Source organism: Aeromonas sp. MR7, from assembly GCF_963899385.1.
GTDB lineage: Bacteria > Pseudomonadota > Gammaproteobacteria > Enterobacterales > Aeromonadaceae > Aeromonas > Aeromonas bestiarum.
The window spans coordinates 169,238-186,315 of sequence record NZ_CAWQXH010000052.1; the positions used below are offsets into that span (position 1 = coordinate 169,238).

The window sequence follows — 17,078 nt, forward strand, 5'->3', positions numbered from 1 at the left end:
TTAGAATAGGGGCTTCCATGGGTCACAGGATGAGCAAGGATGTTACACAAGCAAGTCAGTTTTATCATCGATAGCAAGGGCAACAAGCAGGCTGCCGTCGTCCCCATCGAGATTTATAACGAGCTGATGACCCTGCAAAAGGCGCTCTCCGACAACAAGCCGGGGGAGCGCGAGCTGTACCACTTCAACGGCAAGGGCGCCGAGGCCCACGGTTATCCGGTGGGCAAGCGGCAAAATCCCGGCTTCATGGTGCTGGCGGGCTCCACCGCCAATGGCGAGGATGCCGCCTCCTTGCGTGAAGCCGTGATCGAACTGCGTCAGGAGCTGCTGGGCAAGGGGATCCTGGCCCCTCGCAGTGAAGGAGGGTTTGTGTTCACCGCCGATCAGCTGTTCAACAGCCCGAGCCTGGCCGCCAGTCTGGTGGCGGGCAACAACCGCAGCGGCCTGGATGCCTGGCAAAACAGCGCCGGCTACACCCTCAAGCAGTCGGGTTTTGGCAAGAAGTAATTCCCCGGCAAGTCAACTGCGCCTCCCTGCCGCTTGCGGGAACAACACAACGGACATGAAAACGCCGCCCTCTTTGGTGATCAAGGAGGGCGGCGTTTTTCGTCAGGCGCTTATTTCTTGCCGGTCAGCAGCCAGTAGCTGATGGCCGAACCAAAGCCGCAGCCGGCGATGGCGATGGCCATGGGCAGCGGCGATTCGGGCGGATTGAGGTTGACCAGAATGCCCACCAGGGCACCTATGCCAAAGCGCAATGTGCCGGCCAGGGCCGAGGCCGTGCCTGCCGACTGGGGGAAGTGACCCATCAGTCCCGTCATGGCGTTGGCCCCCACCAGGCTGATGTGACCGACGAACAGCACCACAGGGATGACGATGCCCCACAGGCCCCCGGTCTGGCTCCAGGCGTTGTAGATGAGCAGGGCACCGGCACAGGGCAGCATCAGCAGACCGTATTGCAACATGCGCTCGGCGCCCACTCCTTTCACCAGCCGGCTGTTGACGAAAGTGACCACCATCATCAGCAGTATGTTTAGGCCGAACAGCCAGCCATAGTGCTCGGTCGGCACCTTGAAATACTCGATGTAGACGTAGGGCGAGGCGCTGATAAAGGCGAACATGCCCGAGCTCGACAGGGCGCCACACAGCACATAACCCATGGCGCCGCGATGGGAGAGCACGCCCCAGTAGTTGCGCAGCACCTGCCCCAGCCTGAGCGGCTGCCTGTGTTCAGGCTTCAGGGTCTCCTGAATTTTCCACTGCATCACTACGCAGATGAGCAGGCTGATGCCCACCAGCAGCCAGAAGATCACCCGCCAGTCGCTGTGGGCGCTGATGTAACCGCCTATTACGGGGGCCACCAGGGGCGCCAGCGTCATCACCAGGATGACGAACGACATGGCCCGCGAAAACGCATCCTTCTCGAACAGGTCGCGCAGCAGGGCATTGACCACCACGGAGCCGGCCGCACCGCCCGCCGCCTGCAGCATGCGCCAGGCCAGCAATTCGGGCAGGGAGTCCGCCATGGCGCAGCCCACCGAGGCGATGGCAAACATTACCAGACCCGCCAGGATCACCGGCTTGCGGCCATAGCTGTCGGCGAGCGGCCCGTAGAACAGCTGGCCGATGGCGAAGCCGCCGAGGAAGGCACTGATGGTGAGCTGGGCACCGTCTATGCTGGTGGCGAGATCCCGGGCGATGGCCGGAATGGCGGGCAGGTACATGTCCACTGCCAGCGGCGTCAGGCCCGCCAGGGCGCCGAGCAGGATAAACAGAAAACGGGGAGAGAGGGCTGCGGGTTGGGGCATAGGATGTCCGATCGTGAGCAAGTTCGCGTGAAAAAAGTAACAAGTAGTCAGTCTATCAGTTTTGGCTGGTTTGGGCAGGGCTATGCCGTCCCCCGTCACGCTCTGGCTGTGATGCCCGGCGGCGAATTGCGGTCCGGGCTGCCGGATCACTGCCGTTTCGGCGCCTGACAGCCTCGATAGGCAAGCAGCAGCCAGCAGAGCCAGCCCAGCAGGGAAATTCCGCCACCCCACCGTTCTGGCCAGCGAGCCGTCAGCCTCAGGCTGAGCCTGTGCTGGCCGGCAGGCACCCAGACTTGCAGCAGCCCCTGCCGGTTTGCGCTGACCGTCAGCGTCAGCGAGTCATCCAGCCTGGCCTGCCAGCCCGGGTAGTCATATTGGTGCAAGGTTAGCCTGGTGGGCCTCTGTGTCCTCACCGTCAGTTCCAGCCATCTGGGTTGCCAGCGGACCAGCGTCCACTCGGCGCCTTGCTGCTCAGTGGTGACCGGGGGTTGAAACTCCTCCTTCCAGGCGAGCAGAGTCGGGGTGAACCGGCCACTGGGCACCTGAATGGGGCGGTATTCCCGGGCACTGCGCTTGCTGTCGAACTCGGCATCGATCACCGTCTTGAGCGGTGCCTGGGTGAGGGGGGCGTAATAGACATAGGCGAGGTTGGAGACCAGGGTGATCAGCAGCAGGCTCCACCAGATCCCTTGCCATGGCTGCTTGACCGGGGTTCCCAGCGCGACCACCGCCACCGTGGCCAGGGTGAGGATCAGATTGCACCGCCAGGGAAATTGCAGCCGCTGCAGCGGTGGCAGCAGGTGCCAGATTGGCTGGCTGAGGGGCAGCATCATCAGGAAGGCACCTACCCCCAACACCCCCCAGCACAGGAGCTCTGGGTGGCGTGGCTCACGGGCCGCTGCCCAGGCGAGCAGCAGCAACCCCATGGTCAGCAGGCTTTGCCAGGCCAGATGGCCGCGAAAGCGCCAGTCGCCCCAGCCCGAGGGCAAGTGGTCGAGAAAGTTGCGCCTGAAGTCGAACATGCCGCCACGCATCAGCTCCATGGAGATGGCTCCCTGATCCAGCAGGGCGGGTAGCAGCAGGGTCGCGGCCATGGCCAGCCCCAGCACTTGCGCGGCCAGGGTGATCCGAAGCGGAAACGATGTGCGTGAGCGCCAGGTTTGCAGCAGCGCCCGCAGCGTGATCAGCGCCAGCATCAACAGCAGGCTGGGCAGGTGGGTGAATGCCAGCAAGGCCAGTGCCAGTGCCAGCAGGGGGAAGCCGCCTCGCCGGCGCTGGCCGGCGAGATCCTGCCCCAGCAGCACCAGAGGGGCCCAGACGAAGGCCCAAAACTCGGCCAGGGCAAAGCGGGCATAGAGATCCAGGGCCAGATGATAAGGCAGGGCGAGGTAGAGCAGGCTGGCGGCCAGGGCGCGACCGGGGGCGCTAAAGCGGCGCAGCCAGAGGTAGGCGAAGAGACCGGAGAGCAGCAGCGCCAGGCTGGCGCTCCAGAGCAGGGGATAGATGGCCTGATGGGCGAGCGGTTGGGGGCCGGCGAACAGTGCGCTGACGTAGTAGGGCAAGGGGGGATAAAAGAAGAAGGTGGGGCTGCCAAAGCCGCCGTTCATGGCCATCAGCCAGCGCGGGTAGAGCTCCCCCTGCCACAGTTGCAGCGCAAAATAGTGGCCGGAAAGCAGATGATGAAACAGATCATGCCCCTGGCTGCCCCCCCGCAGCCAGAGCGGCAACAGCAAGACCCCGCAGGCCAGCACCAGCGTCAGAGGGATGAGATACCATTCGCCCGGCTTCTTCATAAACAGACTCACTTGTCACGGATGCGAAGTGAGTGTAGTCGACGCTGGCCGCCTGGCAGGTGGGTCGAGTGGCTGACTAGGGGGCGACGGGTACCTGTAGCTCGAGCCAGAGGGCGGCTAGGGGGAGACAGGCTCTTGTATCCCGAGCCAGAGGCCGGCTAGGGGGAGACAGGCTCTTGTATCCCGAGCCAGAGGCCGGGTTCGGCGTGAAAGCGGGGGGCAAACCAGATCTGCCGGTTTGGTGCGGGCAGATCGCCAGCCAGGATGGGCCGTCGGCTGAGGCGGCAAGCCCCTTGCGCCAGTGCGAGGCGGGCATCCCCCTGGTACCAGCCGTCGGTGACGGGCAGGGCCGTGGTCTCTCGCAGCAGCCTCACCCCCCACTGGGTCACCAGCGCCGGGCACGCTCGCTCGGCCAGTCTGGCCGCCTTGACCATGGCGGGCGGCTGGGGCGGGGTGAGTGTGGTCATCAGCAGCGCCAGGGCCCCCAGCACGGCCGGCAGCTCGCCCTGGTGCGGCAGCATGCCCGCCAGCAGCACAAGGCCTAGCAGGATGAGGGGCGCCAGATGGCGAGGATTGTCCGGGTTCTGGCCAAACAGGGTCCAGAGCAGCAGGACCAGCCAGCCGAGATACCAGACCTGCTTGGCAGGTGCAGCCTTGCACCGAACCGCAGGCCAGAGCGGTATCAGCAACAGTCCGATTGCCAAGGGCCAAAGCGGGGTCAGTTGATCATTGAAGGTGCGGGCCCAGCTCAAAAGCCGGTCGCCGTGGGCCGCCGCCGTGTTGCCCCAGAGGGTAAAGTGGCCGTCGGTAAAGCGCCGCCCTTCGCTGAAATAGGCTAGGCCATCGGCCTGCCAGACAAACAGCAGGCTGGAAAATCCTACCAGCGCAATGGGGAGTATAAATCTGAGTCGTTCCCCCTTGTGTTGCATCCCGAGCCAAAGCGGCAGCAATGCCAGCACGAAATAGGAGGGGCGCAGCGCCAGCAGCAGCCCTACCAGCAGGCCGGCCAGCGTTATCTTGCGATGCTGCAAGGCCAAGAGAGCCCCGAGCCATGCCGCCAGCGCAGGCCCGTCCGAGAGGCCGGAGAGCGCCAGGGTCGGCGTCAGCGGCAGGGCCAATATCAGCAGCCAGACCGGCGTCAGCAGGCTCGGCCGCTGCCACAACCTGACCGCAAGCAGCGCAGCCAGTGGTGCCAGCAGCCCTGTACCCATCAAGCTTGCCCACTGCACCGCGCGGGCCGGTTCGTCTACCAAAAGATTGATAAGCCGCGCCAGCCAGATAAAGGCGGGGTAGCCAGGAAAGTGGGGGGAGAACTCCAGCACGCTGAAGCGCGTCACCCCGTGGGCAAAGTTCAGGGCATCGTCGGAATCGAGCGCCACCGGAAAGGCCAGCAGCCAGCCAAGCCAGGCCAGCTGCAGCAGCGCAAGCAGCCAGAGGGGGGGGGAGCCAGGGGAAGTCCAACGCCGAGACCTTGCCTTCCCCCTCATCCCCAACCCTTCTCCCGCCGGGGGAGAAGGGGGCAAACCGGCGTCCGGGTGCATTTATCGGCAGGCTGTGCGTAGGGTGGGTAGAGCGAAGCGAAACCTACCGTTTGTCGAAGCGAGATGGCGCAATGATGAGCAGAGGGTCATCAGAGCGGAGCCAGCACGGTCATCAGGGCTTTTTCGGCGTCGGCGAAGGCGGTGGCATCGGCAGGTTTGGCACCCACCCCGAAGACACCCGGGTTGCCGATGGCATCGAGCACCCTGGCCAGCGCCTGCTCGGCAGCCTTGCGATCGCCTTCACTGAGAGAGGGGAGGATCAAATCCAGGAAGCGCTTGCTCTTGACCACCAGCACCTTGGCGGTCTGGTAGTCGCCAAGGTTCTGGCTGGCCCCCTCGAGGCGACGCTCTATCTCGGCCTTGTAGGCGCGGTTGAGCAGGGCGGCGGTAGCTGCGGCATCCTTGGCCTTGATGGCGGCAGCCAGCGGCGTTTGCAGCTCGACCTTGTGGTGCTCTTCCAGATAGGTCAGCTCCTCGGCGATGTCACTCAAGGTGGCGCTGGCATCTTTGCCGTCAGTAGCGGCGCCGAGCAGCGCCTCGCGTGCATCGATCAGCGGCTCCTTGCCGGCGGCGGCGTAGGAGTAAGCCTGTACCTGGCCGCTTAGGGTCAGCAGCAGGGTGAGGGCAAGTAAACCCGGGCGTATGGTCATCCTGTTCTCCTTGTTATGCCCATGGCGTGGCGGTCAGGCCACGCATTGGGTTTCGATTCCGGTATTGTCGCTGCGATGATGGAAGGTGTTGCGGCGTCGGTACACCTCCTTCGTTCACCACACTCAGGGGGCATCACGCCACGCTCTGGGTCTCAATCACGGTGTTTTCGTTGCGATGATTGAAGATGGCGTGGCGTCTGTCCACCCCGTCGATCACCATGTCGGCGGCCATCATGCCCATCTCCATGGCGGTGTCGGTGAAGATGTAGCGGAATGTCCCCTGGCGGCCGGTCATGATGAGATTGCTTATCGGCATCAGCGCCTGGATGGCGGCGTTGCGACGGGCCTGATAGCCCAGATCCATCAGCGGATAGGCGTACTCGCTGCGCGCCTCGAAGGTCTCGTCCCCCAGCTTGGCGGTATCCACCCCCAGGCTGGCGAGATCGGCGGTGACCCGACCGCGCAGCTCGGCCAGCGGCGCCTGCCAGGTGGCGTCTCCCGGATTGCAGGGGATCTCCAGCATCACGGATGTTTTCCCCACCGGCGCCATAAAGGGGCTGCGCCGGCGCGGCTCCTGCAAGCGGGTGGCCAGGATGTGGGGATCCGAGAGGTACTGCCAGGTGTTGTCCGACAGGTTCTCCTGATTGAGCGGCATGTTGACGAAGCGAAGCGAGCGGTAGTGGAGATCGCACGGCAAGCCCAGATGCTGACAGGTGAGCGGCAGCGGCAGGGTAGAGATCACCTGATCAAAGGATTCGCTTTGCTCAACACCCTCCTGTTGCCAATAAACCCGCTCAATTCGGCCATCAGCCTGCTCAAGGCGAGTGATGGTGGCGCCGGTTTTGAGCTCGACGCCTTCTGCCACCAGCCGCTCACCAAGGGTGGCGAAGATCTGGCCGAAACCATACTTTGGATAGCGATACTTGCGGGCATAGGTACGCACCGAGAGGTTGCCCTTGCGCCTTGGCAGCAGGCGGCGTGCCACGTCTTTGAGATCGATGAGACTGATGCGCTGACCGGCCCAGTCGGCGGAGAGCCGGTCCGGGTTGATGCCCCACAGCTTGCCGGTGTAGCCCTCGAAGAACTGGCGATAGAGGGTGCGGCCGAAGTGGCTCTGGATCCACTCGGCAAAGCTCGCCTTGTCAAAGTCGTCCGGCTTTTTGGCAAAGGGCAACAGCAGCAAGTCTTTCACCGCGCCGGCCATCAGCGGCAGGGGGGCTGTCTTGATCAGATTGGTGAGATTCAAGGGGTAGTCATAGGTGCGCCCGCCAAAGCGGATCACGCTCTTGCGATCGGCGTGGAGCAGATCGTCCCCCATCAGCTCGTCGATAAAGGCGAGCAGCTCGGGGTTCTTGGTGATGAAGCGGTGACCGCCGTAGTCGAAGCGATAGTCGCCATCCTTGCCGGCAAAGGTCTGGGTGGCGCACATGCCGCCCACCACGGGTTCCTGCTCGAACAGGGTAACCGCAAAACCGGCCTGGCAAAGACGCCAGGCGGCCATCAAACCGGCAGGGCCTGCGCCCAGTACTGCAATCTTATTGCTGTCGCTCATGACTGTGTATCCGAAAAATCTGGCTGAAGAGAAAAGGGGAAGCGGGTGAAAAAAGCGGCCCACCCCGTGAGCCGCCTTGCCGTATTCATATCTCGCAAAGAGGCGGGCTTACCCCTGGACTTTGTGGCGATAGTTGCGATGCCAGATGGTGACGAAGATCACCAGGTAGCTGACCCAGGTCAGCAACTGCAAGCCGGCCGGTGAGGCATTGTAGCCAAACAGGGCGCGCAGGAAGGTACCGAATACCCCCTGATCGTCGAGAATGTGACTGATGTTGAATACCGGCGTCGTCCAGAGGGTGATGACCCCCGCCGCCTGCAACATGTTGACGGCGGACGACAGCAAACCTGCGGCTATGATGATGATGAGCAGGCCGGTCCAGCGGAAGAAGGGGGCCAGCGCCACCTTGCGGGTAGAGCGCAGCAGGCCCCACACCAGCACCACAGAGATCAGCAGCCCGCCCAGCGCCCCCATCAGTCCCTCGTGCAGATCCACCCCTTGCCCTGAGTAGACCAGGGCCGAGAAGAAGAGCACGGTTTCAAAGCCCTCGCGCATCACGGCGAGGAAGGCGAGCAGCACCAGACCAAAGAGGTTGCCGCCATCGATGGCCGCATCGATGCGCGCCGTCATGGCCCCGACCTGGGACTTGGCCTGCTTCTGCATCCAGACCGCCATGTAGGTGAGCACAAGGGTGGCGAAGATCAGGATCCCCGCCATCAGCAGGTGGTTGTAGCGCTCGCTCTCGAACTGGCTCACCACCACCTGGAACAGGAAGGCGACGATGAGGGAGGCAAGCAGACCCAGCCCCACCCCCAGATAGATGAACTTGTTGTAACGGCTCGCCCCCAGCTTGGCGAGATAGGAGAGGCAGATGCCTACCAGCAGAAAGGCTTCCAGCCCCTCGCGCAGGGTAATGAGAAAACTTGCAAACATCAGGATTCAGGCTCCGTGTCAGGCGTAGGGGAGGTGGGTTGCAAGGTGAGTTGCAACCGGTTGAGCAGCACTATGGGTGGCTCCGGGAGGCTCGGCTCGGCGGCGCGCACCGCATCATTGACCCACTTGGGGTAGGTGCGGAAATTGAGTTTGATGTCGGCCTGGAAGGGCCCTCGGGCATCCGTCGGCAGTGGCCAGGCTTCATCGCGCCAGCCATCGGCCGGGATGCGGGTATCCGCCAGCAGCTTGGCGTAACGCCAGAACTTGAGCCCCACCGGTTTGCCGTCGGCATCGCCAAATACCTTCCTGAACAGCCGCGCGTCCTCGGGCACGGCGCCAGCCACCGGCTGGCCGCTTTCGAGCACCCGCTTGCCGCTGGCGTCGGTGACGGTCAGCTCCAGCCAGAGCTCGCGAAAATCGGCGACCCCGGTGGGCAGGGCGTGGCCCGCGCCGGTATTGGCAACCCGCACCACCAGTTGGCGGCGATCGGCAGCCCCTTCGATGCGGGCTGAGAGGGTGGCGCTTGATCGCAACAGCGCCAGGCTCTCCTGCTCGAGTTCAGGGTTGCGCAGCCCCACCAGCTGGTGCTGGGCGCCGGTGAAGTTGTGACGATAGAGGCGTTCTTTCACTGTGCCGTTTTCGGTGGACTGGCCGGCCACCGGCGCGCCGCCATTGCCCGGCTCCGGGTTCATGTGACAGTCGATGCAGCTGCGCCGCTTGGCGGGATCGTCCGCCTTGGCGAAGCTGGAATTCTCCCACTCATCCCAGGTGTTGACGATATTGGCGCCTGTGCCCGGGGCAAACTCGTTGTGGCACGACTTGCACAGGGCCGCATCCCGGTAGAAATCTTTCTGGTAGGAGGCTTTGTGCATGGCGGGGCGCGCGTTGATCTGCCGCTCGGCCAGCCAGTGCTTGAGGCTGCCGCCTTGGGCATCCTCGAACACATAGCTCTCTCTGTCTTTGAGGTTCACCGTAAAGGCGCTGTTGCCGCCGGCGTCTTCGAGCCGGGTGATGCGATGACAGAGCACGCAGCTTGTGCCTTCCTCTACCACGGGCTCGCCTTTCTGATGAGCGGCAATGAGCGAGGCACCGCCCTGCTCGAACATGTGGGAGCCCTTGGGCATATCCTGCTGGCCGTTCATCACCTGCTGGGGCATGTGGCAGCCCTGGCACCACTGGCCGAATGCCTCGCCTTCGGTCTGGCGGGCCAGCGCCTGCACCACCTTGTAGTAGGGGTGGGAGTTGCCCATCAGCCTGTGGTTGCTCTCGCTCCAGTCCGCAAACGCCTGTTGGTGGCAGTTCTGGCAGGAGGCGGAGTTGAGCCACTCCTTGGGATGGGTGGTCGGCGCCTTGGCGGGATCCGTGCGCGGGGCATCGAGCCGCAGCCAGTTGGCGAGATAGGGGAGGTTGCCATCGGCGGTCACGAAGGCGTGCAAGTCTTCCATCATGGCCTTCACCTCGGGCTGGGGCCTGGCGGGGTCAACCGGCTCGGCACCATCGCGGGTGTCATGGCCCATGCCGCCCTGGGTCTGCTGGGTCATGCGCAGGTATTCGCCGATAAAGTCTCCCGCCACCATGTTGGCGAGGTTGGCGTGACCGTTGATGGCATTGTCGCCGCTCTGCTGGCGATGGGCCGCCATCAGATAGCGGTTGGTGAAGTTGAAGCCGTCCAGATGGCAGGAGTTGCAGCTCATCCAGTTGTCTCCCGCCATAGGGAAACGTGAGTTCGCGGCGGTATTACCCAGGTTGAACAGCCGCTCGCCGCGCTTGAGCGCCTCGGGGCGGGGATCCGTCTCTACCAGTTTGGCGAAGTGCGGCTGATCGACGGTGACCCGGGCGAAGGGGCCGCTGCCGCCGGTGTTGAGACGGGTGAGATCCTGCCCCATGGCGTTGTGCACCAGTATGTGGTCGCCATCGATCAGCAGATCCCGCGGATTCTGGCCCGGCAGATGGCGCAGCAACTGGGTCGCCTTGGCGCCCCCCTGAAACTTTTTGCGGCGGTGGCGATTGCTGTTCTGCTTGCCACTGCGCGACAGGTCGAACACCAGCAGATCCTCGGAGCCCGCCAAGGTCAGGTAGACCCGCTTGCCATCGGCGGCGAAGCGAGCAGCGAACGGGTTGGAGACGATCTGGCTGCGGTTGCCGACGCTTGGCAGGTTGATCTGCAAAAAGAGCTGCTTTCTTTCATCTACCCGCTCTTTCTCTTCATCCAAATCGATGATGGAGACGGCCGGAAAGACGGTGCTCTGAAACTGGAAGGGGTGGTCGAAACTCCACAGCACATGTGGCAGCCAGGCTTCGCTGCCATCGGGGGAGATAGTGATGCCGTCCAGCAGGCGCGGCAAGCCCTGAGAGTCGCTTGGGGTGGCGCTGTGGGTCTCGGCCAACGTGATCAGGCGCGGTTTAGGCAGGGTGGCGCCCTTGGCTCCGCTCTCGAGCTTGCCGAGATCATAGATGGCGAGCTGGCCCGTCATGGCGTGGGTGAGCAGCAGACGATCGTCGTTGGTCAGCGCCAGCCCGCGCGGGGTTTCGGCACTGGCCGCATCCAGCTGCAGTCTGCCTGAGGTGTCGTAGGCCTGCAGGCGGCCTGCCTCAAACAGCGTGACCCAGAACCAGCGGCGCTTGGGATCGAAGATGACCCCGTAGGGTCTATGGCCAGTGGGGATCGCCTTGTCCAGGTCGAGATCCTCATCCAGCAGCAGCAACCGATCGCCGCTGTAATCGGTGACCAGCAGGGTGCCGTCGCCTGCGCGGGCCAACTGGCGCAGATCACCGCCAAAGCGGGCCTCTTTGAGCCGCTTGCCGTTGTCTCGTGCCAGCAGAGTGACAGATCCTGCGCTCAGGTTGGCGGTGACGAGGCGCGGGGCACTCCCCTCGTCATAGGCAATCATGGCGGCGCCCATCTCTTGGGCCGCGGCAGTATGGGTACCCAGCAGCAGTGCTGTGGTGAGCAGGCAGGAAAACAGCAACTTCAGCATGGGATCAGGAACGCCATTTCAGAATGGTCCAGCGCCAGGCGTGGCGCAGCACCAGGGGAGTCAACGCTAGAGCGCTCAGCCAGTGGGCCCAGCTGGTCAGCGAGCCCAGGGTATCGCCCGGGGTGCCATGCAGGATCAGCAGCAAACCGCTGCCAAGACAAACCAGCAGCAGACCTTCGATGATGCGCCCCGTTGTGCGCAAGAAAGGTTTGCGGCTCTTGTTCAGCAGGCTGCGATGGGAGAGCCAGAAGGCGCCAAACAGCAGGGGGAACAGGGTGAGCGAGAGCATCACATGCAGAAACAGATTCCAGCGTGCCAGCGACCAGAGCGGAGTCAGCGGTTCCCACAGCAGCAGGCCGGAGAAGAACATCAGATAGAGGGAGCCCTCGGCGGCCTGATGGTGATAGGCCAGCCACTGCCAGCAGTGTCGTGGTGAGAGGGAAAGGCTTGTCATAGGTGCTCCAGCGCCCGGGCAGTCCAGCCCGGGGGAGCAAGTTTACAATGCAGTAAAGGTAATGAAAAGAGTTATCAATTCCGCTCTTGATGAATAAATCCTGAATGAAAACAGGGTTGGATCATTTGTGATCCGCCAGCCGTTCCGTAATGGCGTAGATGAGCGCCGCGGTGGAGAAGGCGAGGAACACTATCACAGACCACTTCATCTCCACCTCGTTGCCGACCCCGTCATCGAGAAAGGCCTTGAGCACCTCGATCCCGGCGATGGTGACCAGAGAGTTGATGACGATGAGCTTCAAGGAGGCGAAGTTGATCTTGCTGAGCCAGTTATTGCCGAGCGCCTCACGCTGCTCCTGGGTTTGAATGAACTGCACATAGCCGCAGATGGCCACCAGGATCAGCATCTGGGCTACCAGTATGAAGTCCACCAGGGTCAGCACCCCGGTGATGAGGTCCATGTAGTGAATGTCCACGATGTCGATGCACAGGGCATAAAGCTGCATGGCGAACTTCACCATCAACAGGGCCACGCAGACCAGAATGGACACATAAAAGGGGAACATCATCAACCGGCTGCCATTGAGCATGAAGTTGAAACGGCGCATGAAAACTCCTGAAGAAGGTGAGGTTGCGCTGATTATGGCGCGAAATGGTGGTCAGGGGGATCCCCGTCGCTCACAACCCGTGATGGCGGGCAGCGCGAGCCGAACGGCAGAATGCAAAAAGCCCAGCCAAAAGGCTGGGCTTTAGAAGATGGCTCCCTCGACAGGACTTGAACCTGTGACATACGGATTAACAGTCCGCCGTTCTACCGACTGAACTACGAGGGAATTGGCTCCTCCTACTGGACTTGAACCAGTGACATACGGATTAACAGTCCGCCGTTCTACCGACTGAACTAAGGAGGAATTGCCTGTCTCGTCGAGACGGTGCGGATATTAATAGCCTGTCGGCCGGGTGTCAACCCGCGACCCGACGCAAAAAATGGAATTTCGGCCCGTTTGCCCAAAACTTGGTCGTTGTGGACTATTTTCAGCACAATCAGCAGTTTGAGACGGCCCTCTGCCTGCCACTTTTTCGTTTTGGCACATTAGCGGCTGGCCGGGAGCTGGCCGCCCTCGATGGCGAGTCACACGGCAGGCTTGCTGAACGGCGGGTGACAGTGGCGCGGCGCGCCGGAGAACTGGAGCCCTGACTCAGGGAGAGGCGTGACGGATAAGGTGAGCGATGTGGATGCGTCTGAATTTAGTTAGCAGGCGAAGTGAAAGTTCGGCGTAATGGTGAGAAAATGCGGCGATATGTGGACAATAAACGGCAATTTTGCGTGGTAACGGCCATTCATTGATCCCGCCCATCGAAATATTTCATCGGCTGGGGTATGGTTGCTCAGGATACCATCGCCGTGTCGACAGCTCTGCCGGCCCTTGATGATGATCGGGCGCCGGTTCAATCCGGCCTTTGTCTCCCTCTTCTGGTATTACGATATACATGCACAACCAAGCTCCTTTGCAAAACGTGAAGCTGGCCATTGCTTTACGCCAATCCTGTATTGATGAACCCTACAGCCTTCCCCGCTTTGGCCGCGATCTGATCGCCGGCATCACGGTCGGCATCATCGCCATTCCGCTGGCCATGGCGCTGGCCATTGCCAGTGGCGTGCCGCCACAACACGGTCTCTACACCGCCATCATAGCCGGCATCGTCATCGCCGTGACCGGTGGCTCCCGCTTCTCCATCTCGGGGCCAACCGCCGCCTTCGTGGTGATCCTCTATCCGGTGGCCCAGCAATTTGGCGTGGGTGGCCTCTTGATGGCGACCCTGATCTCGGGCTTCTTTCTGGTGGCCATGGGCATGGCCCGGCTTGGACGCCTCATCGAGTACATTCCGCCCTCTGTGACCCTGGGCTTTACCGGCGGTATCGCCATCGTGATCGCCACCTTGCAGATCAAGGACTTCTTCGGCCTGCACGTGCCCGAGATGCCGGAAACCTACATAGGCAAGGTCGAGGCGCTGGCGTCAGCCCTGCCAAGCTGGCAATGGGGAGATACGCTGGTCGGGGTTGCGACTTTGGCCGTGCTGCTGCTCTGGCCACGGCTGCGGTTGCCGGTTCCAGGTCACCTGCCTGCCGTGCTGGTGGGGGTAGGTCTGGGGTTCGGTCTGCACTATTTCGGGGTCGATGTGGCCACCATCGGCAGCAAGTTCAGTTATACCCTTGCCGACGGTACTCAGGGCATGGGGATCCCGCCCATAGCCCCGACTCTGGTGATGCCATGGGCCCTGCCCGGGCCTGATGGGGCTCCGGTTGAGTGGAACCTGGCGGCCATTCAGCGGTTGCTGCCGGCAGCCTTCTCCATGGCCATGCTGGGTGCCATCGAGTCGCTGCTCTGCGCCGTGGTGCTCGATGGCATGACGGGGCGCAAGCACAGCTCCAACGCCGAGTTGGTGGGGCAGGGGCTGGGCAACATACTGGCGCCCTTCTTCGGCGGCATCACGGCAACTGCCGCGATTGCCCGTTCCGCCGCCAACGTGCGGGCCGGGGCGACGTCGCCTGTCTCCGGCATCATCCATGCCCTGGTGGTGCTGGCGGCCATTCTGGTGCTGGCGCCCTGGCTCTCCTGGTTGCCGCTCTCGGCCATGGCCGCGCTGCTGCTGATCGTCGCCTGGAACATGAGCGAGGCGCACAAGGTGGTGGAGCTGGTGCGTCGCGCGCCCAAGTCCGATGTGCTGGTATTGGTGGTCTGCCTCTCGCTCACCGTCATCTTCGACATGGTGATTGCTATCACCTTCGGGGTGATCCTCGCCTCCCTGCTGTTCATGCGTGAAATCGCCAAGATGACCAGGCTGCACGATCTGGCGGATCACAAGCGCTATGCCCACGAAGTGCCGGCAGACGCCTTGCTCTACAAGATCAACGGTCCCCTGTTCTTCGCCGCCGCCGAGCGGGTCTTTGGCGAGCTGGTCGCCCAGGTCAAGGGACACAAGCTGCTGGTATTGCAGATGGAGGCCGTTTCCATTCTGGATGCGGGGGGCCTCTCCGCCTTCCTGCAGTTTGAGAAGCAGATGGCCAAGGCCGGGGTGCAATTGCGGGTCGCCGAATTGCAGTTTCAGCCGCTGAAGACCCTGGCGCGGGCCAAGGTACGTCCCGTACCCGGTCAGCTGGAGTTTTATGGCTCGCTGGAAGAGGCATTGAAAGGCGAACACAGCCACGAACAGCCGGCAACCTGATCAAAGGAGGGTTGGGGTGACAAGATTTTGCGCAGTTGGCTCGGTTCTTGAGCAAACAGACTGAAAACCGCAAAATTGCGTTGACCCCAGGACACCGCATCCCTTACATTACGCCCCGTCGCCGCGGCATGGCCCGCAAGCGATGGTGCAACTCAGGCACCTGAAAATGTGAGAGAAAATTTGGTGAGGTGTCCGAGTGGCTGAAGGAGCACGCCTGGAAAGTGTGTATACGGCAACGTATCGAGGGTTCGAATCCCTCCCTCACCGCCAAATAAAACAAAAGGGCCTGTCGAAAGACAGGCCCTTTTGTTTTTCCTGTACTTGCTGGTGCAACACGTCTCCGGGGTCGACAAGCAGATAGGCCCAGCCATGCCGGGCCGCCAAGAGTTCCCCTTGGGCGAGAGCCTGCTGACGGTGAGCGCATCCCGGCCGAATGCCACCAAAACCGACCCTATGGTCGGTTTTTTTGTTGTCAGGCCAGCGTTTCCTCGCGGGCCGCATTTACCCAGAATCTTTCGTCAGGCGCAATGTCCTTCATCTGGCAGGGCACCACCCAGTGGCAAAGCGCCTTGTCATCTCATGCATGGCAACACCCCGAGCAATCCGAGTGCTCGGGGTGTTTGCTTTGACATGGCATCCATTGCTTTTCTTCCCACTCATCTCTCCTCCCGCCTGAACCCGGACGGCGGTCTTCGGGGGCGCCCATCTTGCTTCATCCTTCAATTCATTTGCGACACTGTGATGGATGAGTGTGCTCTATGGCAGGTGTAAGTTTTGTCATGAGCAACAAGTTGCGCCCTATTTAGCTATAAGTGCCAAGGGTGCAATATTTGGCAGGGATATATTCCAATCGCGCAACTAATTGCGCTTCGTCGGTGAGAATGGCGTGTGGATTGTCTTTAACTATATGTTTTATAAGTTAAAAAATGTTTGGCATGGTCACTGCTAAGGGTTTGGTCGAGTGCTATCTCATTTCACCAATCTATCAGGAGCATACCCATGCCAACTCCATGTTATATCAGCATCGAAGGTAAGACTCAGGGCAACATCACCGCCGGTGCCTTCACCTCCGACTCCGTCGGCAACATCTTCGTGCAAGGCCACGAAGACGAGATGCTGGTGCAAGAGTTCCAACACGTCGTCACAGTACCGACCGATCCGCAATCTGGTCAGCCTGCCGGCCAGCGCGTCCACAAGCCGTTCAAGTTCACCGTCGCCCTGAACAAGTCCGTGCCGCTGATGTACAACTCCCTGGCCTCCGGCGAGATGCTGCCGAAAGTGACCCTGAAGTGGTATCGCACCTCGGTCGAAGGCAAGCAGGAGCACTTCTTCAGCACTGTGCTGACCGACGCCACCATAGTTGACATCGACTGCCAGATGCCCCACTGCCAGGATCCGGCGAAGTCTGACTTCACCCAGCTGATCCAGGTCTCTCTGGCCTATCGCAAGATTGACTGGGAGCACACAGTGGCCGGCACCTCGGGTGCGGACGACTGGCGCGCTCCGATCGAAGCGTAACCGTATACACAAGGGCACTGCTTGCGGTGCCCTTTTGCCATCTGCGTGTTTGACGGGCATCTCCCGCCTGCTATCCACTTTTCCATCCCAGCGATTTTTTCTTGTGTCCGTTTACTCTGCAAAAGCGGACACAAGAAAAAAGACGAGTTCACGTCTTGCCGCACGCCGTCAAGGGCGTGCGGTAGCCATGGTGTCAGCAATGCCGGGGCGATGGCGGATCTCTCACTCGGTTTGAATGGCTCCCGAATGTGCGGGGCCGCATGATATCTCAGGGGCGCTCACCGATGGCAGACAGCACAGGATTACAATTTACCGTCAAGGTGGGGGCGCTGCCCGAGAGCACCTTCGTGGTGGCCGAGTTCGCGCTGGAAGAGGCGCTGAACGGGCCTTTCCAGCTGCGCTTGGAATTGGCGAGCCCAGAGCCCGATGTCGACTTCGGTGCCGTGCTGGACCAGCCGTGCGAGCTGATGGTGTGGTACAACGGCGAGCTGCAGCGGCGGGTGTGCGGGGTCGTGAGTGATTTTGCGCAAGGGGACAGCGGCTTTCGCCGTACCCGCTATCAGCTCATGGTACAGCCGGCGCTGTGGCGGCTCTCCCTTCGCCAGAATTCGCGTATCTTTCAGG

General features: G+C 62.0%; 13 protein-coding genes and 3 tRNA genes. 5 read left to right on the plus strand and 11 right to left on the minus strand.

The annotated features are described in order from the left end of the window. Positions 1-39: 39 nt before the first annotated feature. Positions 40-507: a DUF4357 domain-containing protein gene (locus AACW87_RS21675; protein ID WP_043141117.1), complete on the plus strand. Its 468-nt coding sequence runs from the start codon at positions 40-42 to the stop codon at positions 505-507. Between the two features lie 110 nt (positions 508-617). Here the strand turns inward: AACW87_RS21675 and AACW87_RS21680 are convergent, their stop codons facing one another. The 11 genes from AACW87_RS21680 to AACW87_RS21730 all read right to left on the minus strand — a co-directional run bounded on the left by AACW87_RS21680 (position 618) and on the right by AACW87_RS21730 (position 12,619). Then, positions 618-1,808 carry a Bcr/CflA family multidrug efflux MFS transporter gene (locus AACW87_RS21680; protein WP_043556132.1) on the minus strand — a complete coding sequence of 397 codons (1,191 nt, stop codon included), beginning with the start codon at positions 1,806-1,808 and terminating at the stop codon, positions 618-620. Positions 1,809-1,954: 146 nt separating this feature from the next. Then, positions 1,955-3,601, minus strand: coding sequence for a 6-pyruvoyl-tetrahydropterin synthase-related protein (locus AACW87_RS21685; protein WP_241326132.1), 1,647 nt, complete (start codon positions 3,599-3,601; stop codon positions 1,955-1,957). A gap of 158 nt (positions 3,602-3,759) precedes the next feature. Beyond that, on the minus strand, positions 3,760-5,031 hold the full coding sequence (locus tag AACW87_RS21690) for a hypothetical protein (protein WP_241326138.1): 1,272 nt from the start codon (positions 5,029-5,031) through the stop codon (positions 3,760-3,762). 200 nt (positions 5,032-5,231) lie between these two features. Further along, positions 5,232-5,792, minus strand: coding sequence for a hypothetical protein (locus AACW87_RS21695; RefSeq protein WP_241326133.1), 561 nt, complete (start codon positions 5,790-5,792; stop codon positions 5,232-5,234). A 133-nt stretch (positions 5,793-5,925) separates the two neighbouring features. Beyond that, on the minus strand, positions 5,926-7,344 hold the full coding sequence (locus AACW87_RS21700; protein WP_241326134.1) for an NAD(P)/FAD-dependent oxidoreductase: 1,419 nt from the start codon (positions 7,342-7,344) through the stop codon (positions 5,926-5,928). 108 nt (positions 7,345-7,452) lie between these two features. Further along, complete coding sequence (locus AACW87_RS21705) at positions 7,453-8,277, minus strand: FTR1 family iron permease (protein WP_241326135.1); 825 nt, start codon at positions 8,275-8,277, stop codon at positions 7,453-7,455. Further along, positions 8,277-11,255 (minus strand): hypothetical protein, encoded by a 2,979-nt coding sequence (locus tag AACW87_RS21710; protein ID WP_241326136.1) that lies wholly within the window; start codon positions 11,253-11,255, stop codon positions 8,277-8,279. The genes AACW87_RS21705 and AACW87_RS21710 overlap by 1 nt, the downstream gene beginning before the upstream one ends. A gap of 4 nt (positions 11,256-11,259) precedes the next feature. Continuing rightward, positions 11,260-11,709, minus strand: a complete 450-nt coding sequence (locus AACW87_RS21715) for a hypothetical protein (RefSeq protein WP_043141103.1) — start codon at positions 11,707-11,709, stop codon at positions 11,260-11,262. Between the two features lie 121 nt (positions 11,710-11,830). Further along, a complete protein-coding gene (locus AACW87_RS21720; protein WP_043141101.1) occupies positions 11,831-12,316 on the minus strand; it encodes a YqhA family protein in 486 nt (161 codons plus the stop codon). A 149-nt stretch (positions 12,317-12,465) separates the two neighbouring features. After that, positions 12,466-12,541 (minus strand) — tRNA-Asn (locus AACW87_RS21725). Between the two features lie 2 nt (positions 12,542-12,543). Beyond that, a tRNA-Asn gene (locus AACW87_RS21730) sits at positions 12,544-12,619 on the minus strand. 580 nt (positions 12,620-13,199) lie between these two features. Between AACW87_RS21730 and dauA the strand changes: the two genes are divergently transcribed. From dauA to AACW87_RS21750, 4 genes are all read left to right on the plus strand, one after another. Next, positions 13,200-14,936, plus strand: a complete 1,737-nt coding sequence (gene dauA, locus AACW87_RS21735) for a C4-dicarboxylic acid transporter DauA (protein ID WP_241326137.1) — start codon at positions 13,200-13,202, stop codon at positions 14,934-14,936. Positions 14,937-15,118: 182 nt separating this feature from the next. Next, a tRNA-Ser gene (locus AACW87_RS21740) sits at positions 15,119-15,206 on the plus strand. Between the two features lie 729 nt (positions 15,207-15,935). After that, on the plus strand, positions 15,936-16,454 hold the full coding sequence (gene hcp1 / locus AACW87_RS21745; protein WP_043141097.1) for a type VI secretion system effector Hcp1: 519 nt from the start codon (positions 15,936-15,938) through the stop codon (positions 16,452-16,454). 284 nt (positions 16,455-16,738) lie between these two features. Next, positions 16,739-17,078: contractile injection system protein, VgrG/Pvc8 family (locus AACW87_RS21750; RefSeq protein ID WP_277606848.1), on the plus strand; the 340-nt coding region annotated here is incomplete at its 3' end.